Origin of the sequence: Isoptericola sp. NPDC056618, from assembly GCF_042792715.1 — a bacterium.
Taxonomy (GTDB): Bacteria; Actinomycetota; Actinomycetes; order Actinomycetales; family Cellulomonadaceae; genus Isoptericola; species Isoptericola nanjingensis.
In genome coordinates, this window is record NZ_JBHTVZ010000001.1 from 112,387 (window position 1) to 131,709 (window position 19,323).

Annotated in this window: 20 protein-coding genes; 8 read left to right on the forward strand and 12 right to left on the reverse strand. The window is 75.9% G+C overall.

What is annotated here, in order from left to right; all coding sequences use genetic code 11:
* Positions 1 to 143 precede the first annotated feature (143 nt).
* Positions 144 to 1,358 carry an ornithine cyclodeaminase gene (locus ACFQ8T_RS00485; RefSeq protein WP_430544612.1) on the reverse strand — a complete coding sequence of 405 codons (1,215 nt, stop codon included), beginning with the start codon at positions 1,356 to 1,358 and terminating at the stop codon, positions 144 to 146.
* Positions 1,355 to 2,272 carry a dimethylargininase gene (gene ddaH / locus ACFQ8T_RS00490; protein ID WP_430544613.1) on the reverse strand — a complete coding sequence of 306 codons (918 nt, stop codon included), beginning with the start codon at positions 2,270 to 2,272 and terminating at the stop codon, positions 1,355 to 1,357. The genes ACFQ8T_RS00485 and ddaH overlap by 4 nt, the downstream gene beginning before the upstream one ends.
* Before the next feature lie 114 nt (positions 2,273 to 2,386).
* Between ddaH and ACFQ8T_RS00495 the strand changes: the two genes are divergently transcribed.
* The 3 genes from ACFQ8T_RS00495 to ACFQ8T_RS00505 all read left to right on the forward strand — a co-directional run bounded on the left by ACFQ8T_RS00495 (position 2,387) and on the right by ACFQ8T_RS00505 (position 6,247).
* The gene (locus ACFQ8T_RS00495; protein WP_430544614.1) at positions 2,387 to 2,845 is read left to right on the forward strand and encodes an Lrp/AsnC family transcriptional regulator; all 459 of its coding nucleotides are present in this window, start codon (positions 2,387 to 2,389) and stop codon (positions 2,843 to 2,845) included.
* Between the two features lies 1 nt (position 2,846).
* The gene (locus ACFQ8T_RS00500; protein WP_430544615.1) at positions 2,847 to 3,791 is read left to right on the forward strand and encodes a hypothetical protein; all 945 of its coding nucleotides are present in this window, start codon (positions 2,847 to 2,849) and stop codon (positions 3,789 to 3,791) included.
* A gap of 149 nt (positions 3,792 to 3,940) precedes the next feature.
* Positions 3,941 to 6,247 carry a hypothetical protein gene (locus tag ACFQ8T_RS00505; RefSeq protein WP_430544616.1) on the forward strand — a complete coding sequence of 769 codons (2,307 nt, stop codon included), beginning with the start codon at positions 3,941 to 3,943 and terminating at the stop codon, positions 6,245 to 6,247.
* An 88-nt stretch (positions 6,248 to 6,335) separates the two neighbouring features.
* On the opposite strand, the gene ACFQ8T_RS00510 is transcribed toward ACFQ8T_RS00505, so the two are convergent.
* The 3 genes from ACFQ8T_RS00510 to ACFQ8T_RS00520 form a co-directional block, all read right to left on the reverse strand.
* Complete coding sequence (locus ACFQ8T_RS00510) at positions 6,336 to 8,663, reverse strand: 5'-nucleotidase C-terminal domain-containing protein (RefSeq protein WP_430544617.1); 2,328 nt, start codon at positions 8,661 to 8,663, stop codon at positions 6,336 to 6,338.
* Positions 8,664 to 8,742: 79 nt separating this feature from the next.
* The gene (locus ACFQ8T_RS00515; RefSeq protein ID WP_430544618.1) at positions 8,743 to 9,150 is read right to left on the reverse strand and encodes a DUF3817 domain-containing protein; all 408 of its coding nucleotides are present in this window, start codon (positions 9,148 to 9,150) and stop codon (positions 8,743 to 8,745) included.
* Positions 9,151 to 9,338: 188 nt separating this feature from the next.
* Positions 9,339 to 9,917, reverse strand: a complete 579-nt coding sequence (locus ACFQ8T_RS00520) for a hemerythrin domain-containing protein (protein WP_430544619.1) — start codon at positions 9,915 to 9,917, stop codon at positions 9,339 to 9,341.
* Between the two features lie 49 nt (positions 9,918 to 9,966).
* Here ACFQ8T_RS00520 and ACFQ8T_RS00525 point away from each other — a divergent pair, with 49 nt between their 5' ends.
* From ACFQ8T_RS00525 to ACFQ8T_RS00535, 3 genes are all read left to right on the forward strand, one after another.
* A complete protein-coding gene (locus ACFQ8T_RS00525; protein WP_430544620.1) occupies positions 9,967 to 10,818 on the forward strand; it encodes an endonuclease/exonuclease/phosphatase family protein in 852 nt (283 codons plus the stop codon).
* A gap of 171 nt (positions 10,819 to 10,989) precedes the next feature.
* Positions 10,990 to 11,910 carry an alpha/beta fold hydrolase gene (locus tag ACFQ8T_RS00530; RefSeq protein ID WP_430544621.1) on the forward strand — a complete coding sequence of 307 codons (921 nt, stop codon included), beginning with the start codon at positions 10,990 to 10,992 and terminating at the stop codon, positions 11,908 to 11,910.
* 19 nt (positions 11,911 to 11,929) lie between these two features.
* The gene (locus tag ACFQ8T_RS00535; protein WP_430544622.1) at positions 11,930 to 12,592 is read left to right on the forward strand and encodes an MBL fold metallo-hydrolase; all 663 of its coding nucleotides are present in this window, start codon (positions 11,930 to 11,932) and stop codon (positions 12,590 to 12,592) included.
* Between the two features lie 64 nt (positions 12,593 to 12,656).
* Here ACFQ8T_RS00535 and ACFQ8T_RS00540 read toward each other — a convergent pair whose 3' ends face one another.
* A complete protein-coding gene (locus ACFQ8T_RS00540) occupies positions 12,657 to 13,805 on the reverse strand; it encodes a GNAT family N-acetyltransferase (protein ID WP_430544623.1) in 1,149 nt (382 codons plus the stop codon).
* A 94-nt stretch (positions 13,806 to 13,899) separates the two neighbouring features.
* On the opposite strand from ACFQ8T_RS00540, the gene ACFQ8T_RS00545 reads away from it, so the two are divergent.
* Together ACFQ8T_RS00545 and ACFQ8T_RS00550 are read left to right on the forward strand one after the other, a co-directional pair.
* Complete coding sequence (locus ACFQ8T_RS00545) at positions 13,900 to 14,451, forward strand: GNAT family N-acetyltransferase (RefSeq protein WP_430544624.1); 552 nt, start codon at positions 13,900 to 13,902, stop codon at positions 14,449 to 14,451.
* A gap of 64 nt (positions 14,452 to 14,515) precedes the next feature.
* Positions 14,516 to 15,115, forward strand: a complete 600-nt coding sequence (locus ACFQ8T_RS00550; protein ID WP_430544625.1) for a GNAT family N-acetyltransferase — start codon at positions 14,516 to 14,518, stop codon at positions 15,113 to 15,115.
* Between the two features lie 12 nt (positions 15,116 to 15,127).
* Here the strand turns inward: ACFQ8T_RS00550 and ACFQ8T_RS00555 are convergent, their stop codons facing one another.
* The 6 genes from ACFQ8T_RS00555 to ACFQ8T_RS00580 form a co-directional block, all read right to left on the reverse strand.
* Positions 15,128 to 15,919, reverse strand: a complete 792-nt coding sequence (locus ACFQ8T_RS00555; protein WP_430544626.1) for an SDR family oxidoreductase — start codon at positions 15,917 to 15,919, stop codon at positions 15,128 to 15,130.
* Positions 15,920 to 15,998: 79 nt separating this feature from the next.
* Complete coding sequence (locus ACFQ8T_RS00560; RefSeq protein ID WP_430544627.1) at positions 15,999 to 16,526, reverse strand: VOC family protein; 528 nt, start codon at positions 16,524 to 16,526, stop codon at positions 15,999 to 16,001.
* A gap of 63 nt (positions 16,527 to 16,589) precedes the next feature.
* A complete protein-coding gene (locus ACFQ8T_RS00565; protein ID WP_430544628.1) occupies positions 16,590 to 17,270 on the reverse strand; it encodes a helix-turn-helix domain-containing protein in 681 nt (226 codons plus the stop codon).
* Between the two features lie 4 nt (positions 17,271 to 17,274).
* Complete coding sequence (locus ACFQ8T_RS00570; RefSeq protein WP_430544629.1) at positions 17,275 to 18,057, reverse strand: YidC/Oxa1 family membrane protein insertase; 783 nt, start codon at positions 18,055 to 18,057, stop codon at positions 17,275 to 17,277.
* 129 nt (positions 18,058 to 18,186) lie between these two features.
* Positions 18,187 to 18,471 carry a DUF6412 domain-containing protein gene (locus tag ACFQ8T_RS00575; RefSeq protein WP_430544630.1) on the reverse strand — a complete coding sequence of 95 codons (285 nt, stop codon included), beginning with the start codon at positions 18,469 to 18,471 and terminating at the stop codon, positions 18,187 to 18,189.
* A 52-nt stretch (positions 18,472 to 18,523) separates the two neighbouring features.
* The gene (locus tag ACFQ8T_RS00580; protein ID WP_430544631.1) at positions 18,524 to 19,303 is read right to left on the reverse strand and encodes an SDR family NAD(P)-dependent oxidoreductase; all 780 of its coding nucleotides are present in this window, start codon (positions 19,301 to 19,303) and stop codon (positions 18,524 to 18,526) included.
* Positions 19,304 to 19,323: the final 20 nt, after the last annotated feature.

The following is a 19,323-nucleotide window of genomic DNA, read 5'->3' on the forward strand; positions in this document are numbered from 1 at the left end:
GCTTCATTCCCCCCCCCCCCCCCCCCGGCCCCCCCCCCGGGCGGCGCCCCCGCCCCGCGGGCGCGCGCGGGGGGCCGCGGCGGGGGGGGGCGCCCCCGGGGGGGGGGGGCCCCCCACGGCCGGGGTCGGTGCGACGGCGCAGGTCAGGACCGCGCGGTCGCGAGCGCCTCGACGTGGCCGCGCCCGGCCAGCCCCATGAGCCGGTCCAGCGCGCGGCGGGCGTCGGCACGGTCGTCGTCCTCGGCCGCGAGCACCAGCGAGTAGAGGTCCTTCGGGTCCTCCGGCTCGGCGACGAGGTCCAGGTGCTGCAGCAGGGCGTCGGGGACGTCGTCGCGCACGAACCGCAGCGCGGCCCAGTCCTCGACGGCGAACCCGACGGAGTCGAAGACCGTCACGGTGGTGTCGTCCGGGGTGTGCCGGTCGCCCGCGTGCCGCGCGAACGTCTCCCCCGGCCCCGCCGTGGCGGGGGCGCCGCAGCGCCCGTCGCGGCGCCCGGCCACGACCTCCCACAGCTCGGTGACGACGAGGTCCGGCGTCTGCTGGATCTCGCCCTCGACGCGGGTCTGCGGCTCGTACTCGACGAACACCTCGGCGTCGCGCAGGATCGCCGGGTCGAGCTCGGTCTTGCCGGGGCAGTCGCCGCCGATGGCGTTGACGTGCACGCCCGGGTGGGCGAGGCGGAACACCATGTCGTGCGTGAGCACCGTCGCGTTCGCCTTGTCCGCCGTGCAGGTGGTGATCACGTCGGCGCCGGTGACGGCGTCCTCCCCGCTGCTCGCCTCGTGCACCTCGAAGCCGAGGGCGCGCGCGTGCCGGGCGAGCTTCGCCCGCGCGCCGGTGTCGGTGTCCCAGACGCGCAGGTGCGTGATGCCGAGCGCCGCACGCATCCCCAGGGCCTGGAACTCCGACTGCGAGCCCGCACCGATCAGCGCGAGGGTGCGCGAGCCGGAGCGCGCCAGGTAGCGGGCGGCGAGCGCCGACGTCGCTGCGGTGCGCAGCGCGGTGAGCAGCGTCATCTCGGCGAGGAACGTGGGGTAGCCGTTGGGTACGTCGGCGAGCACGCCGAAAGCGGTGACCGTCTGGAAGCCGCGCGCGGGGTTGCGGGGGTGCCCGTTGACGAACTTGAAGCCGTAGGTGACGTCGTCGGACGTCGGCATGAGCTCGATGACGCCGTCGCGCGAGTGCGACGCGATGCGGGGGCGCTTGTCCAGGTCGGGCCAGCGGGCGAAGTCGATCTCCAGGGCGTCGACGAGGTGCCCGATGAGGGCCTCCGGGCCGCGGTGAGCCACCCAGCGCGCCATGGACGCGACGTCGAGGAACGGGACCCTGCTGGTGGGCCTGCTGGTGGACGTGGTCATGCGCGGGCCTCCTGGCTCAGGGGAGCGGCGACGGCGGGACGCAGCTCGAGGGTGCAGCACTTCACGGAGCCGCCGCCCTTGAGCAGCTCGGACAGGTCGACCCCGACGGGCTCGAAGCCGCGCTCGCGCAGGCGGGCGTGCATGCCGGTGGCGCGGTCGGTGAGGAACACGTGCAGCCCGTCGGAGACGGCGTTGAGCCCGAGGACGGCGGCGTCCTCGGGGGTGGCGACGACGGCGTCCGGGTAGCGCTCGGCGAGCACGGCCTGCGAGGCCGGGCTGAAGGCCTCCGGCAGGTACGCGACCAGCGGCGACGGGCCGCCGTCGAGCACCGCGAGCGCCGTGTCGAGGTGGTAGTAGCGGGGGTCGACGAGCTCGAGGGTCACGACCTCGACGCCGAGCAGCTCGGCGACCTCGGCGTGCGCGGCGCGGGAGGTGCGGAAGCCGGTGCCGGCGAGCATGACGTCGCCGACGAGCAGCAGGTCGCCCTCGCCCTCGTTCTGCTCGGCCGCCTGGCCGAGGCTGACGACGCCGTCGCCCGCGCCGGCGAACCACTTCTCGTACGCGATCCCCTCGGGCCGCCGCTCCGGGTAGGTGAACCGGGCGGCCAGCGCGCGGCCGCCGAGCACCACGCCGCCGTTCGCGGCGTAGACCATGTCGGGCAGGCCGGGCACGGGGTCGATCACCTCGACGTGGTGGCCGTGGGCCTCGTAGGTGGCGCGCAGGTGCTCCCACTGCGCGAGCGCCCGGCCGGTATCGACCGGCACGCCGAGGTCCATCCACGGGTTGATCTCGTAGACCACGTCGAAGTAGGTGGGCGGGCACATGAGGAAGCGGCGCGGGGTCGCCGTGCGCTCCGCGCTCGCGGGCTGGGGAACCGTGGCCGACGTCGTCGTCGGCGTGGTGAGGGCCGTCATGACCGGGACGCTAGGGCCGCGGACGTTGCGCCCGACGCACGATCCGTTGCGCGTTCGGGGCGCCGACGTGACGGATCGTGCGCGGCGGCTGAAGAATTCGGGCATGGTGGCGACATGGACGCGGTGAACCGCAGGATCGTCGGCCACCTGCTGCGCGACGGGCGCGCGACCTACGCCGACATCGGCGCCGACGTGGGGCTGTCCGCGCCCGCGGTGAAGCGGCGGGTGGACGTGATGCTGGCGCGCGGCGAGATCACCGGGTTCACGGTGCGGGTGGCGCCGGAGGAGCTCGGCTGGGGCGTCGAGGCCTACGTGGAGCTGTTCTGCCGCGGCAACGTCTCCCCGGCCACGCTGCGCCGCGACCTGGCGACCATCCCCGAGATCGTGCGGGTCGACACCGTGACCGGCGAGGCCGACGCGATGGTGCAGATCATGGCCGGGAACATGGCCGACGTGGAGCGCACCGTCGAGGCCATCCGCGGCAGCGCGCGCGTGGACAAGACGCGCACGTCGCTGGTCATGACGCGCGTCATCGACCGCCCCGCGCGCTCGTCGTCGGCGGAGGGGGCGTGACGTGCGGGTCCGCCGTGCCCGCGTCGGGCTCGCCGTCGGGCTCGTCGTGGGTCTCGGCATCGTCGTCGCGGCGACGGCCTGCACCTCGCCGGGCGACGACGCCGCGCCGCTGCCGAGCGGCGTCGCGCAGGGCCTGAGCGCCGAGCTGCGGCAGGACCGCACCCAGTACGCCGACCGCCGGGCCACGCTGCACGTCGTCAACGGCTCCGACCAGGCGGTGACGCTGCTCGGCGGCACCCTCGACGCGCCGGGCTACGGCCCGAGCGCCCCCGACGGGCCGACACGCGCGCGCATCCTCGCGCCCGACGCCGGGCGCGACGTGCGGCTGCGGCTGGGGGAGGTCGACTGCGACGCCGACGCCCCCGCGGCCCGGTCGGGCGCGGACGCGCAGACGACGCCGGTCGCGACGGCGACGGTGCGCCTGGCGGCGGGCGAGGCCTCCCCGGGGAGCACGCCCGCGGGGACCACCGTCGAGGTGGACGTCACCGACCCGTTGGCCCGGCTCGCCGCCGTGCACGCGGAGGCGTGCGCCGAGCGGCTCGTCGCGTCGGGGGTCACGCTGCGCGTCACCGACGTGCGCGCCGCGGACGTCCCCACGCCCGACGGCGACGCGCCCGGCGGCCGCATCACGCTCGCCGTCGAGCCGGTCCCCGGCGGTCCCGACGCACGGCTCGTCGAGGTCTCCGGCACGACGCTGCTCTCCCCTGCCGCCGGCACCGCCTGGACGGGCGACGACCTGGCCGGTCAGACGGACGGCGCGGTCGTGCTCGACGTCGTGCCCGCGCGCTGCGACCCGCACGTCGTGGCGGAGGACAAGCGCGGCACGTTCCTGCCCGTGCACGCCGAGGTCGACGGCGCGCCGCAGCCGGTGATCTACGTGCCGATGACCGACGAGCAGCGCGCCGCCGTCTACGGCCTCGTGCACGACGTCTGCGACTGGGGCTGAGCCAGTCGAGCGGGTGAAATCCACCCGCATCTTCCCCTTATTGAGGCAACCTCAGTAGTCTCCCCCAAGACCCGTCGACGACGACGGGCCACGGCCCCGAGCCGTGCGGACGCCTGCGTCGACGACGACGCGGACCGGAGTGAGGCCCGATGAACCCGACCGCCCCCGTACCCCGCCGACCCCGCGGCCACGCCGCGTCCACGGTCACCGCCATCGCGGCGCTCGCGCTCGCGGCCCTCGTCGCGCTCGTGGTGCTCGTCCTGCTCGACGGCAAGGTCGCCGACGGCGCCACCCGCCTGGACGCGGGCGCCACCGCCGTGCGCGACGGAGCCGCCGACCTGTCCGACGGCAGCGGCCGCCTCGCCGAGGGTGCCGGCACCCTCGCCGACGGCACGTCCGACCTGTCCGACGGCACCGCCCGCCTCGTCGACGGGACCGACGACCTCACGGCCGGGACGGCCCAGCTCACCACCGGCGCCGCCGAGCTGTCCGAGGGGCTCAACGACCGCCTGAGCCCCGGGGCGACCCGCGCCTCCGAGGGCATCGTCGAGCTGCACGACGGCACGATGCGGCTCCGCGCCGGTAGCAGTGAGCTCGCTGACGGCACGTCGCAGCTCCACGACGGCAGCGCCACCCTCGCCGCGGGCGCAGAGAAGGTTGCCGACGGCGCCGCCCGTGCCGACGCCGGGGCGGGCAGGCTGGCAACGGGGTCCGGCCAGACCGCCGACGGCGCCCTCATCGTGGCGGGCGGGGCGTTCGCCCTGCGCGACGGCAACCAGGTCGCGGCCAATGGCGCCGACTCGTTGGCCTCGGGCACCACGCAGCTTGCGACCGGCTCGAGCGCCATCGCCGACGGCGCGGAGCCGCTCGCGGCGGGGGCCAGCTCGGTCGCCGACGGCACGAAGGCACTCGTCGACGGCAGTGGCGCGCTCGCCGAGGGCTCCGGTGATCTCACGACCGGCGCGGCCGCAGTCTCCGACGGGGTCGCCAGCCTCTCGGAGGGACTGAACTCGATCATGGACGGCGGCCCCAAGCTGGAGGCGGGAGCGAAGGACGCCTCCGACGGAGCTGCCGCCCTGGCGTCGGGCGCCGAGGCGCTGGTCGCCGGCACCCAGAAGGCCGCCGCCGGTGCATCGACCACGGCCGCGGGCGCGACGAGGCTCGCGGCTGGCACCGACGAGGCCGCGGCCGGCGGCGCGAAGCTGGTCGAGGGCCTGAAGGCTGCTCAGGCAGGCGCCTCGAACGTCGCGGCCGGGACGTCCGGGATCGCCCGGCAGCTCACGGAGCTCGCCTCTGCCACCGCCGACCCCGACGCCCGTGCACGGCTCGAGGCCCTTGCCGCTCAGGCGGAGAAGGTCGCGGCGGGTGCCTCTGGGGTCGCTGACGGTGTCACGCAGAGCCGTGACGGCGCGACGACGCTTGCCGGGTCCCTGGACAAGCTCGGTGCTGGAGCGGCGAGCCTCCGCGACGGCGCCCAGCTCCTCGACGCGGGGCTGAACGACGAGAAGGAGGGCCTCCTCTCCGGAGCGACGAGGCTCTCTGCCGGTTCCGCCAGCCTCGCGGACGGTACCGCCAGGGTCAGCGACGGCGTCTCGGCCGTCCTCGCCGGTGGCAAGCGGCTCCAGGCAGGCGCCAGCGCTGCCGCCACCGGTGCGAGCAAGGTCGCGGCCGGCTCCGTCGACCTCGACGCGGGGATGAAGAACCTCGCCGGCAAGAGCGTCACGCTGAACGACGGTGCACAGCGGGTCTCGGCCGGCAACGCGACCATCGCCGAGAAGACGGCAGCGCTCGCGGCCGGCGTCGCGGCAGCAGACACCGGCGCACGCTCCCTGGCCACCGGGACGGCGGAGCTCGCCGTGGGTGCCGATGCGCTGGCCGCGGGCTCGCTGCGGGTTGCGGCAGGGACGGACCAGGTGGCGACGGGTGCGGCCGAGCTCGCGGGCAAGACGCCCGCCCTCGCGGCTGGTGCCGTCGACGTCGCCGCCGGCAGCACGCGTCTCTCCACCAAGCTGGGCGACGCGGAGGCGGGCGCGTGGCGTCTGGCGACCGGGCTCGACGACGCGGAGGCGGGCGCCGGCCGTCTTCAGGACGGCCTGGACGAGCTCGCGACCGGCGCCACCGACGCCGCGGCGGGCGCCGAGCGGCTGCGCAAGGGCAGCGAGCGTCTCGACGACGGCGCGACGGAGCTCGCCACGGGCTCCGGCGAGCTCTCCGCCGGGGCGGGACGGCTCCTGTCGGGCGCCACGGAGCTCTCCGACGGCAGCGCGGAGCTGGCTTCCGGCGCCGGCGAGCTGGCGGCCGGGACGGTCGAGCTCGCGGACGGCACCACCACGATGCGCACCGAGATGGAGTCCAGCCCGGCGGACCCGGCGGCGCTCGCAGGCGGGATGCTGCTGGTGCTCGGCCTCCTGGGCGGGGTGGCGGCCCTGGTGCTGCACCTGCGCCGTCGCGCCTGACGGCGCATCGACACACCGAACGGCCCGGCCCGATGCTCAGGGGAGCATCGGGCCGGGCGGTTCATGCGCGACGTGTCGGGGCACCCCGTCACAGACCGCCGAAGATGACCTCCCACAGGCTCTTCACCCGGATGGTGGTGGTCGTCGTGGCGGCCTCGGTGGTGTCGTCGCCGGAGTAGCGGACCTCCACCTCGACGGTGCCGGACTTGAACGGCCCCGCCCACAGGCGCGCGTCGCCCTTCTTGTTCAGCGTGGCGGTGTCGACCTTCTTGCCGTCGACCGTCGCGGTGACCTTGCCGGTGGGCGTGCCGTCCGGCGTCTCGACCGACACCGCGAGGCGCACCGGCTGGAACCAGGCGACGGCGGTCTTCGGCGCGTCGACCGTGAGGGTCGGCGTGGCCTTCGCCGGCTCCGCCACCTCGATCGGCACGGTGACCTCGGTGCCGGTCGCCGCGCCGGACAGGGTGAGCGTCGCGGCGCCGGACGGGGCGTCGGCGGGCAGCTCGACGGCGACCGACGCGGTGCCGATCGTGTCGTACGGCTCGGTGCCCGCGGTGCTGTCCACGGCGGCGGTGCCGAGCACCTGGTCGCCGAGGGACACCGTGAGCTCCGGGTCGGTGACGTCGCCGGGCGCCGACATCGACCAGGAGGAGACGTCGAACGCGACGGTCGCACCGGGCTCGTACGCCTCGGGGGCGTCGGCCGGGAACGAGACGCCGACGGCGCGCTGGCCCGGGTCGACGGCGAGCGGCTCTCCTGCGGCGTGCGTCGCCATGTAGTCGACGAACGCCGCGAGGTCGGCCTTGCCCGTGTCGCGGGCGTTGGCGCCGTCCGCGAAGGCGCGGAAGTTGTCGCCGCCCGACGCGAGGAACGAGTTCACCGTGACGGAGTACGACGCCGCCGGGTCGATCGGCTCGCCGTCCAGCCACATGCCGGTGATGCGGTCGCCCTCGGGCCGGTTCGCGTCGAAGGTGGACGTGAAGCCCTCGGAGACGCCGAGCCGCAGGAACGGCCGCGACGGCACGTTGCCGTCCTTGTCGCGCTGCCACTGCTGCTCGAGGACCGTCTTGATCTGCTCGCCCGTGAGGTCCATGTTCACGAGCGTGTTGGCGAACGGCTGCACCGCCGCCGCCTGCTTGTACGTGAGCGTGCGCGGGAAGGCGTCCGTGCCGCTGCCGACCATGTCGTCCCGCAGGCCGCCCGGGTTCATGAACGCGATCTGCGCCGCGCCCGACTCGGGGGCCTCCGTGGCCCAGCGCTGCACCTCGGCGACGAGGTTGCCCAGCGTGGACTCCCCGCCGCGGTTCTCCGCGCCGGAGGACAGCTTGGCGCGGTTGAACGCCCCGCCGATCTGGCCCAGCGGCTCGGCGCCGAGCACGTCAGCCTCCGCGACGGCGTCCGACACGATCGACGTGACGGCCGGGTCGGCCGGGTACTGGCCCGCCAGCGGCAGGATCCCCGTCTCGACGCCGACCGGCTCGCCCGTCGCGGCGTCCACCGAGTACGTGAGCTGGTTGAGGTTGTAGCCGTACTGGCCGGCGGAGACGACCGGGCGCTCCGTCACGGCCTTCCCCGCCCACTCGTCCACGGGGAACGCGCAGTCGTACGCGAGGTGCGTGTGCCCGGAGACGATGGCGTCCACGTCGGGGCTGACGTCGTTGACGATCTCGGCGAACGCGTCGTCCGCCGTCGGCATCGCGGCGCAGTCCGTGGACTTCGCGCCCTCGTGCACCAGCATGACGACGAGGTCGGCACCCTCGGCCTTGAGCTCGTCGGTCTCCTCGTTCACCGAGTCGACGATGCCGCGCACCTCGAGGTCCGCGATGCCCGCGGGGCTGACGAGGGCGGGCAGCTCCTCCGTGACGGCCCCGACGAAGCCCACCTGCACGTCGCCGAAGTCCTTGATCCACGTGGCGGGGACGGCGTCGTCGCCGGTCGCCTTCATCTTGAGGTTCGCGGCCACGTACTGCCACTGCGCGCCGCCGTACGGGTTCGTCTCGGCGTCGAAGGGCGCCATGACGCGGTTCAGGAGGTCGTCGTAGCCCTGGTCGAGCTCGTGGTTGCCGACCGCCGACACGTCGAGGCCCGCGGCGTTGAGGGCGTCGATCGTGGGCTTGTCGTGCTGGATGAACGACTCGAACGTGGACGCGCCGATGAGGTCGCCCGCGGCCGCGAACACGGTGTTCGGGTTCTCGGCGCGCAGCTGCTGCACCGCCCCGGCCAGCACCGCGGCGCCGGCCTCGGTGCCGTTCGCCTGGATGCGGCCGTGGAAGTCGTTGGTGGCGAGGATCTGGACGTCGACGATCGGGTCGGCGCTGGCGGACGCGGCGCCGGCGGTGGCGATCCCCGCGAAGGCGAGGGTCACGCACGCGACGCCGGCGGTCCGCCGGCGTGCGAGGGGACGGACGAAGGACATGAGTGCTCCCTGAGGTGAGGAGATATCAGGGGCACCGTAGCGGCGCCGGGCGACGCCGGCGTGGCGGGCGGGGTAACGATCAGGAAACCGTCGTCTCGTCGTCGAGCCGGGTCTCGACGGACTTCTCTGACGACACTGCCGACGACGGCGCCGCCGGCTCGCTCAGGTGGCCCGTGCGGCGCAGCCACCACTCGGCGAGCAGCGTCGTCAGGGGCGGGACGGCGGCCGCGAGCGCCACCAGCGCGCGGAACCAGCCCCAGCGGAGCTTCACCGCCGCCACCAGCGCCACCACCACGTACGCCACGAACGCCGCGCCGTGCAGGCGGCCGAACAGCCAGACGCCCGCCTCCGTCGTCTCCGTGACGTACTTGAGGAACATCCCGACCAGCAGGCCCGCCCAGGTGAACGCCTCGATCACGGCGACGACGGCGAAGACGCGGCCGACGACGGACAGCGGCGGACGGGGGGACACGGGCGTGGCGGGCATGGCGGACCTCTCGGGCGGTGCGGGACGGCGGTGCGCCCAGTCTGCCCGACGTGCGCCGTCGTCCCGCCCGACGAGGTGACAGCCCGTCGGCACCGTTCGGCGCGGCACTTCCGGCTCGGCGCGGCAGTCCGAGCTGCCGCCACGAGCGCGAGCTGCCGCCGCGAGCGCGCGGGCCGGTCGCGCACGGCTCAGGCGAGGGGACCCAGGGCGGCGCGCCGGTCGGTCCCGGCCAGGGCGACGGCGAGGGCCGGCTCGTCGAGCACGGCGATCAGCCGCTTCTCCTCGTACCGGAAGTGCGTCTCCATGACGGCGTCGATGCCGTCCAGGTGCCGGTCGAGCGCGGCGGCGTCCGCGCCGGCGTCGACCGCGCGGGCCAGCTCGCCGAGCAGGTGGTCGAGCAGCCGATGGTCGCGCTGCAGCTCGGCGACGACTCCCGCGAGGTCCGGGCGCAGGTCGAGCAGGGCGGTGAAGACGGTGGCGTCCTCGCCGCGGTGGTGGCCCTCGAGCGCCTGGCAGAAGCCGTGCCAGTAGAGGCCGAGCAGGCGGCGCGGGTCGGCGCCGTCGGACGGGGCAGGCGCGGCGTCGCCGGCGGAGTCGACGGCCTCGCGCGCGACCTCGAGGGCGTCGCGGAGCCGGGCGTGGACGGAGCGCAGCTCCTGGCCCCAGGCGACGAGTCGAGCAGTGTCGGTGTCGATGTCGGCGTCGGCGTCGGCGTCGGTGTCGGGGCGGGCGGCGGGCGGGGCGGCGTCTCGGGAGGGGTCGGTCACGATGCGCCCGAACCTAGCAGCGGGCGGGTGCCCGGGTACGGTGGCGGCCGTGCCCGACACCCTCCCCGCCGCGCCCGACGACGCCCCGCTGGTCGGCGCGCCCGACGCCGACCTGCTGCACGTGATGAGCCTCAACGTCCGCTGCGCCATCGACGACACGCTCCCCGGCAGCCCGGACCACTGGCCGGACCGGGCGCCCCTCGTCGGCCGGCTGCTGGCGCGGGAGCGGCCGACGCTGCTCGGCGTCCAGGAGGCGCACTTCGCGCAGCTCACGACCGTCACCGACGCACTGGGCGACGACTACCGGTCGGTGGGGCACGGCCGCGAGGGTGGCGCCGCCGGGGAGCACTCCGCGATCGTCTACGACGCCCGTCGGCTGTCGCTGCTGTGGTGGGACCAGTTCTGGCTGTCCGACACGCCCCGGCTGGCGGGCTCGACGTGGGACCACGTCTACCCGCGCGTCGTCACGTGGGCCCGGTTCCGCGACGAGCGCACGGGCGCCGATCTCGTGCACGTGAACTCGCACTTCGACCACGAGTCGGAGCCCGCCCGCGTGCGCAGCGCCGAGGTGGTGCGCGACCTCGTCACCGGGTCCGGGCTCCCCGCCGTCTTCACCGCCGACTGCAACGCGCCCGCCGAGCGGTCCGCGCCCTACGACGTGCTCGTCACCGACGGCGGCCTGCACGACGCCTGGGTGGTCGCCGACCGACGGCTCACCCCCGACGTCGGCACGTTCCCCGACTACGGCGAGCCGGTGCCGGGCGGCGAGCGCATCGACTGGATCCTCACCTCCCCCGGCGTCGAGGTGCGCGCCGCGGCGACCAGCACCTGGCGGCAGGACGGCCGCTGGCCCAGCGACCACACCCCGGTCCAGGCGCTGCTGCGCCTGACGGCCGCCTGAGCACTCGGCGATGGCCGAGCGCTCGGCGCGGCACCTTCAGCTCGGCGCGGCAGCTCGAACTGCCGCGGTGAGCCTCGAGTGCCGCGCTCGACGGTCGGCGGGTGGGACTCGACCGGGAAGGTCCGACGCCGTCGAGCGATGAGTCCGGCCGGGCTGCCTCGTCCCTCCTTCATGACGCGACCTCCTGACCCCTCGTCCGTCGGGCCCGCGGACGGTGAAGCCCTCGGCCCGGAGCTCTTCACCGACGGCGCGGCCCCGCTGTGCTACCAGGCCGTCGGGGACCCCGCCGACCCGACGATCCTGCTGCTCGGCGGCGTGGCGTCGTCGATGGACTGGTGGCCGGCGGACCTCTGCGCCGCGCTGGCCGCGGGCGGGCGCCGCGTCGTCCGGTACGACCACCGCGACACGGGCCGCTCCGTCACCTGCCCGCCCGGCGCCCCCGACTACACGAGCCGCGACCTCACCGAGGACGCGCTGCGGGTGCTCGACGACCTGGGCGTCGTGCGGGCGCACCTCGTGGGCCTCTCGGCGGGCGCCGCGATGGTCCAGGAGCTCGCGCTGGAGCGCCCCGACCGGGTCGCCTCGGCCACGCTGATGTCCACGACGCGCGCGTTCGCCGGGCCGGACGACGCCGCGCTCCCCCCGTCCGCCCCCGAGCTCGCGGGCCTGTGGGACGGCCCCTCCCCCGACCCCGGCGACGCGGACGCGCTGATCGAGGCCGTCGTCGCCGACGACCGCGCGCTCACCGGCCGGGGCGACTTCGACGAGTCGCGCACCCGCGCCCTCGCGACCCGCGCCGTCGAGCGCTCGATCGACGCCACCGCCGGGACGAACCACTTCGCCGCGGACCCCGGGGCCCCGTTCGAGGGCACCCTGGCGGACCTCACCGTGCCGACGCTCGTCGTGCACGGCCGCGAGGACCCGCTGTTCCCCGGTCACGGCGCCGCGCTGGCCGCGGAGATCCCCGGGGCGCGGCTGCTGGTGCTCGACGGCGTCGGCCACCAGGTCGCGCCGCCGTCGTCGTGGGACGTGCTCCTCCCTGCCCTGCTCGAGCACACCTCCGGGCCCACCGTCGAGCGCGCCCCCAGGTAGCGGGTCCAGGATGGGCGCCATGTCCTCCCTCACCCTCACCACCTGGGGCCACGCCGGCGTCCGCCTGGAGCGCGACGGGCGCGTCCTCGTCATCGACCCCGGGACGTTCACGGACCCGCGCATCCTCGACGGCGCCGACGCCGTGCTCGTCACCCACGAGCACGTCGACCACGTGGACGTGCCCCGTGTGGCGGCCGCGTCGGCCGCCGACGGCGGGCCCGCGCTGTGGGCCCCGGCCGCCGTCGTCGAGCAGCTCACCGAGGCCGGCGCACCCGCCGAGCGGCTGCACGCCGTCGACGGCGGGGACTCCTTCGACGCGGCGGGGTTCGCGGTGCAGGCCCTCGGGCACGTGCACGCGACCATCCACCCGGACATGACCCCGCCGGCCAACGTCGCGTTCCTCGTCGACGGCACGGTGCTGCACCCGGGCGACTCGTTCACCCCCGCCCCCGAGGGCGTCCGGGTCGACGTGCTCGCCCTGCCGGTCGCGGCGCCGTGGCTCAAGCTCGCGGAGGCGATCGACTACGTGCGCCTGGTGGCGCCGCGCGTCGCCGTGCCGATCCACGACGCGATCCTCAACGACGCCGGCCTGGCGCTGGTCGACCGCGTCGCGGGCGGGCTCGGGGGCGCCGGGTACCGCCGCCTGGCCCCCGGCGAGCCCCTCGAGATCCCCCTTCCCTGACCTTCGAGCAAGCGATCCGTCGCGCCATCCGTGTCGTGGGCCCGGCGGATCGCTTGCTCGAAGGTCAGCCCCGGCTGAGGGGCACGACGTCGGCGAGCGGCGCCTGCAGCTCCGCCGAGCCGCCCGCGGGCCGGAACCCCAGGGCCACGTTGATCGCCAGCATCGGGCCGTTCGTCTCGTTGTTCCACGTCGAGATCCGGCGCGCGGCGGGGCGCAGGCGCGTGTGCTCGCGCAGGTTCACCGCCTTGAGGAGCATGCCGAGCCGGTGGCCACGGTGCCCGGCCAGCACCACGGTGCTGTCCTGCTCGGTGAGCTCGGGGCGGTCCTCGTCCCACGCGAGCAGCGTCATCCCCGCCAGGGTGCCGGTGGCGACGTGCTCGGCCACCGTGACGAGCCCGGTCCCGCCGATCTCGGCCCGCTTCGCCTCCTCCAGGCGGATGCGCGCGCCGTCCCACCGCTCGGCCTCGAGCGCGAGGCCGCCGTTGGGCTCGTCCTCGGACAGGCTGTGCTCCAGCGCCGCGAGCTGGTCGACCCACCGCTCGGGCGCGGGGTCCTGCCAGGTGTGCAGCCGGTAGGCGTCGCCGGCGCGGGCCGCGGCGTCCGCCACGAACCGGTCGACGACGTCGTCGGGCAGCGGGACGGCGAGGACGGACCGCCGCGCCACGATCTCCAGCCCCAGCCCTGCCCGGCGGGCGAACCGCATGCCGGGCAGGGCGGCGGACACGTGGCCCGGGCCCTCCCGGGGCGCGAGCGCGTCGGGGGCGTCGGCGGGCGGCTCGACGGCGAGCTCGACCTCCGCGAACACGGTGGTGCGGCACTCGGTGAGCGCGACCCGGCGCAGCCGGTCCGCGATCGCCGACCCGATCCCCCGCCCGCGGTGGGAGGGCAGCACCGCGATCCGCACGACGGCGAGGTGCCGGTTGTCGGAGACGGGCAGGACGAGCACGCCGTGCCCGACGACGCGCGGCGAGCCGTCCTCGGCCTCGCCGTCCAGCGCGACGAGCCGGTGGTGGCGCGCGTGCTCCTGGTGGCGGTCGCCGACCAGCAGGTCGACGCCCCGGGGCGCGAGGTCGTCGTGCCCCAGGTCGGCCAGCCCCACGGCCCGCTCCAGCGCCGCGACGCCGTGGTACGCCCAGGCCTCGGGGGCGTCGAGCCGGTCGGCGCGGGGCGGTTCGACCAGGCGCCACGTCGGTGTGGCCGCGGAGGTGCTCATGCCTCCACGGTGCGCCGCACCGGGGGTCCGCGTCACGCACATTTCGAGGTCCGACGTCGCGGTTCGCCCGCCCCGGCGCGTAGGGTGCCTGACCGTGACGACCGAGACCCCGCTGCCGGTGACCACGGGCCGACTGGTCCTGCGCGCGCACCGCGCGGAGGACCTCGAGCCCCTGCTCGCCTATTACGCCGACCCGGAGGTGGCGCGCTACCTGCTCGAGGAGCCGTGGACGCCGGACGTCGCCGAGGCGCAGCTCGCGAAGCGGCTCGCGCGCACCCGCATCGACGAGCCCGGCTCCGCCCTCGCGCTGATCGTGGAGCACGACGGCCAGGTCGTCGGGGACGTCGCCCTGTGGACGACGGGCGACACCGTCTCCCGCGGGGAGATCGGCTGGGTCTTCCACCCCGAGTTCACGGGCCAGGGCTTCGCGACCGAGGCGGTGCGCGCCGTCCTCGACCTGGCGTTCGGCTTCTACCGCATGCACCGCGTCGTCGCGCAGCTCGACGCCCGCAACGAGCCGTCCGCCCGCCTGTGCGAGCGCGTCGGCATGCGGCGCGAGGGGCACCTGCGTCAGGACTGGTGGTCCAAGGGCGAGTGGACAGACACCCTCGTCTACGGCGTGCTCAAGGGTGACCGCGCGGCCTGACCCCGGTTCTCCGGGACGGTCGACACCTGTGGAGAGCAGCCGGGCGGCCGGGCACGATGGGGCGATGACGTCCGACATCGTGGTCCGGCCGGCGAACGAGGCGACGTGGGACGACCTGCAGACCGTGCTCGGCCCGCGCGGCGAGGGGGCGCGCTGCCAGTGCCGGTGGTTCCAGACGCCGTCGTCCGACTGGCGCGAGACCGCCCGCGAGGAGCGGGCGGCCGCGCTGCGCCGCGACACGCACTGCGGCGAGCCGGACGCCCCGACCACCAGCGGGCTGGTCGCCTGGCTCGACGGCGAGCCCGCCGGCTGGTGCGCCGTCGAACCCCGCACCGCGTACCCCCGGCTGCGCACGGCACGTGTGCCCTGGTCGGGGCGGGAGGAGGACAAGGACGACGACGGCGTGTGGGCCGTGGTCTGCTTCGTCACCCGCGCCGGGTACCGCCGCCGCGGGGTGAGCGCGGCTCTCACCGCCGCCGCCGTCGAGCACGCCCGCTCCCGCGGGGCACGCGCCGTCGAGGGCTACCCGATGGTCGTCGAGCCCGGGTACAGCGACTCGTGGGGCGAGCTCTACGTCGGGGTGGCGTCGGTGTTCGAGGCCGCCGGGTTCCGCGAGGTGAGCCGCCCGACGGCGCGCCGCGCGGTGATGCGCGTCGACCTCTGACCTCGTCGTGGCTCAGCGCCGCGCGACGTGCTCCGCGAGGAACTCGGCCCACGTCTGCTTGCCGACGGCGCGGTCGGGCGCGAGGTTGCCGCCCGCCGCATAGGCCCGCGACGCCGCGCCCGGCACGCGCACCGGCATCGTCGGGCGGTGCGACCCCACCGCGTCGAGGTAGTCGCGGACCATGCCGCGGAACGTGTGGATCTCGGGCCCGGCGACGTCGGGCACCCGCCCCTGCGGGTCGTCGAGGGCGAGCTCGACCAGCCGTGCCGCGACCTCGTCCCCCGCGATCGGCTGCGCCCGCCAGCCGGACGGCGTGGGCACGACCGGCAGCTTCGCGAGGGCCTGGGCGGCGATGAGCACCAGCTCGTGGAACTGCGTGGCGCGCAGGTTGCTCCACGGGATCCCGGACTCCTCCAGCACGCGCTCCTGGGCGAGCTTGCTCTCCATGTACCCGAGAGCGCGACGGTCGAACCCCGACCTCACCGGCACCTTCTCCGCGCCCACCACGGAGACGTTCACCAGGTGCGGCTCGCTGCCCGCGTCGCGGATCGCCCGGACCAGCGCCCGCGCCGTCTCCTCGTTGTGCAGCTGGTCGCCGGCGAGGTGGACGACGACGTCCGCGTCGCCCACGGCCTGCGCCAGGCCCTCGCCCGTCGACCAGTCCCCGACGACGTACCGCACGCCGTCCCCGTCCGCGTGCGGGCTGCGGCTGAGCACCCGCACCTGTGCGCCGGTGCGTACCAGGCGCGGCACCACCAGCCTGCCGAGATGTCCCGTACCGCCGGTGACCAGGATGCGTGCCATGCCGTCCTCCTCCGTCGGCGCGCCCCGTCGGCGCGTCCTGCACTCCCGACGGGGCGGCGGGCGAGGACGTGACCGCGGCTCAGGCGACGGGGTCCTGCAGACGGGGCAGGGTGGCGACGAGGGTGTCGCGGATGTAGGTCAGCTCCGGCGTCGGCTCCCACTCGACGTCGCTCTCGGCCTCGCCCTCGGCACCGTCGCCGGCCTCCGCCCACTCGCCCGCGGCGTCGTCCTGCGGGGTGGAGTACACCCACCACAGGTTGTTCCAGGGGTCGACGAAGCGGGCGAAGACCTCGCCGAAGAACGCGGTGGGCTCCGTCACGACGTCCGCGCCACCGGCTCGCGCCCGCTGGAGCACCGTGTCCACGTCGTCGACGTAGACCTGCAGCAGGGAGGGGGTGAACGGCCAGCCGGGCTTGCGCTCGCCGAACATGACGGTGGTGCCGCCGATCTGGAGCTCGGCGTGCAGCAGCAGCCCGTCGCGGTCGACGGTCCGCGCGTCGGGATGCTCGACGCCGTCGAACACGTCGACGAGGAAGAGGATGAGGTTCTCGACGTCGCGGCTGATGATGAACGGGTTGATCGTCGAGAATCCTGGGGGGACGGCCATGGTGGCTCCTTTCGTCCCCGCCATCACACCGCGCCGGCCGGGGGCCGGTCTTGAACGAGAACGTCACCGGGCGGGCCGTCGGCGGGCGGCGGCCGCGAGCACCGCCGCCGGGGTCCGCCCACGGATGAGGCGCAGGCTGCGGGTCAGGTGCGCCTGGTCGGCGAACCCGGCCCGCGCCGCCGCCTCCGCCGGCGCGACACCGCCCTGCAGGAGGGCGTAGGCCCGCTCGGCCCGTCTGACCTGCTCCACCTGCCCCGCCGTCAGCCCGACCGTGCGCCGGTAGCGGCGCTGCCAGGTGCGCGGCGACGCGCCGTCCCGCTGACCGTCGAGCGCCGCGCGCACGCCGTCGTCCACGCCCAGCGGGCCGAGACGCACCATCTCGTCCACCCAGTCCTCGAGCTCGTCGAAGGCCGGCAGTGTCGTCCACCGCTCCCCGAGCCGCACCTGCCCGGAGCGCACCGGCAGGTCGACGGTGGCCCCGAGCACCGGCTGCTTGTCGAGGCCCGTGACCACCACGAACGGCGCCAGCTCCACGCCCCAGTAGCTCTCCCCCACGACGCTGGTCGTGCTGCGGGCGCTCAGGCTCGGCCCGTCGAGCTCGCCGCCGAGGCTCCCGTCGGCGCGACGGATGAAGGAGATGCCCCAATACTCCGAGCCCGCCACGAGGTACTCCCCCTGCTCCTCCACGGTCGCGCGCCACACCGTGCGCACCGCGGGGGTCGAACCCGGCCGCTCGAACCACATGGCGTCACGGTAGCGCCGGTCGTACGCCGCCCTCGGGCTGGAGCGGGAAGCGCCGGCGCAGCAGGACTCTCTGGACCAGGGTCCACACCACCGTCACCAGGAGGTACAGCCCCGCGGCGAGCGGGACGACGCACGCGACGGCGGCGGTGACGAACTGCAGCGCACCGAGGGCGCGCTGTACCCCCGGGGCCCCGGCCGGCGGGGTGACCGAGGGGACGGCCAGCGGCCCGCCGGGCAGCGCGGCGCGCCGTGACAGCTCGCCGACGAGCGCCACGGCGAGCACGAGCCCGCTGAGCACGACGACCGCCGCGACGCCCGGCGCCCCGCCGGAGAGCACCCCGGCGAGGCTCGTGCCGAGCGGCACGCCGAACAGCGTGTGGCCGAGCAGGGCGTTGGCGCCGCCGGCGATCTCCGCGTGCACGAACACCGCGTAGACGGCCCCGACCACCGGGGCCTGCATCAGCATCGGCAGGCAGCCCGCCAGGGGCGTGGTGCCCTCGTCGGCGTAGAGCTGCATCGTGGCGCGCTGCAGCGCCTCGGGGTCCCTGCGGTGCCGGCGCTGCAGCTCGGCGATGCGGGGCGCGAGCCGCACCCGGGTGCGCTCGGCCCGCGCCTGCGAGACGCCGACGGGGATCAGTGCGGCGCGGACGGCGAGGGTCACGGCGACGACGGCGGCCGCCGCGGCGGCGACACCGAAGGCAGGTTCGAGCAGGTGGGTCAGGCTCATCAGGGCGTGGTACGCGCCGCCGAGCACGGCGGCGACAGGGGGCAGGGCGAAGAGATCCATGGGGTGTCCTCGGTCGAACGGTCGGGTGCGCGTTCGCCGAGCACCCCGCGGGCGCGCGGGGTCCGCCGCGCAGCGCGCGACGTCGTGCCGTCCGGGGCGCGGACGGTCAGGGCAGGGCCCGAGGGGTGCTCAGCCGGCGAGGACGCCGGGAGCTCGCGGCCGCGGGCGGCCGGGCGCGTGGGGATCGCTCTGGGCGACGAGGGGCGGGAGCTCGTCGTCGCGCCGCAGGACCCGTTCGGTCACGGGCAGCAGGCGCGGCCCGACCGCCGTCGCGCGCGCCACGAAGCTCAGTGCCATCGCGGCGAGGCCGGCGGCGCCGACCAGGAGGAGCAGGGTCGTCAGTGTCGGCGTGCCGAGCAGGACGGCGAGCGACGACGACACGTCGCGCGCCAGCACGAGCAGGGCCTCACCCATGCCGTCCCCCTCCGTGCTCGTCGGGCCGTCTCGTCACGATATCCCGGACCGCTCAGGTCCCGTCGGCGAGGCGGGCGAACGCGGCGAGCGGCCCGGCGAGCACGCCGCCCTCCACGGGCAGCGTCACCCCGGTGATCCACGCGGCGTCGTCGGACGCGAGGAACGCGACGGCGGCGGCGATGTCCTCCGGCTCTCCGACGCGGCCCAGCGGGTACATCGGGGCGAGGCGGTCGGGGCCGCCCTGGTCGTCCCAGACGCGGGTGCGGACGGTGCCGGGCGCGACGACGTTGACGCGCACGCCGTCCCGCCCGAGCCGGACGGCGAGGTTCTTGGCCAGCACGACCAGCCCGGCCTTCGCGGCGGAGTAGGCGTCGCCGCCGAACGCCGCGAGCCCGTTGACCGACCCGACCAGCACGACGGCGCCGCCCGGCCGGGCCAGGTGCGGCGCGGCGGCGCGGACCACGCGCGCGGGCCCCGCGAGGTTGAGGTCCACGGTGGCCGCCCAGTCGTCGTCGGTGCCGCCGTCGAGCTGGTCCGGGTGCGGCAGCGCCCCGCCCGCGACGTTGACCACCGCGTCGAGGCGGCCGTGCCGGGCGACGGCGGACTCCATCGCCGCCTCGACCGACGCCCGGTCGGTGAGGTCGCAGGGCACGACGAGCGCGCGCTCGCGCGCGACGGTCGCCAGGGCGGCCACCGTCTCTTCGGCCGCCGCCGTGTCGACGTCGGCCAGCACCACGGCCGCGCCCTCGGCGGAGAGCCGCCGGACGACGGCCGCACCGATGCCGTGGGCGGCCCCCGTCACGAACGCGACGCGCCCCTCGAAGCGGTTCATCGCTCCCTCCCGCCGTCCCG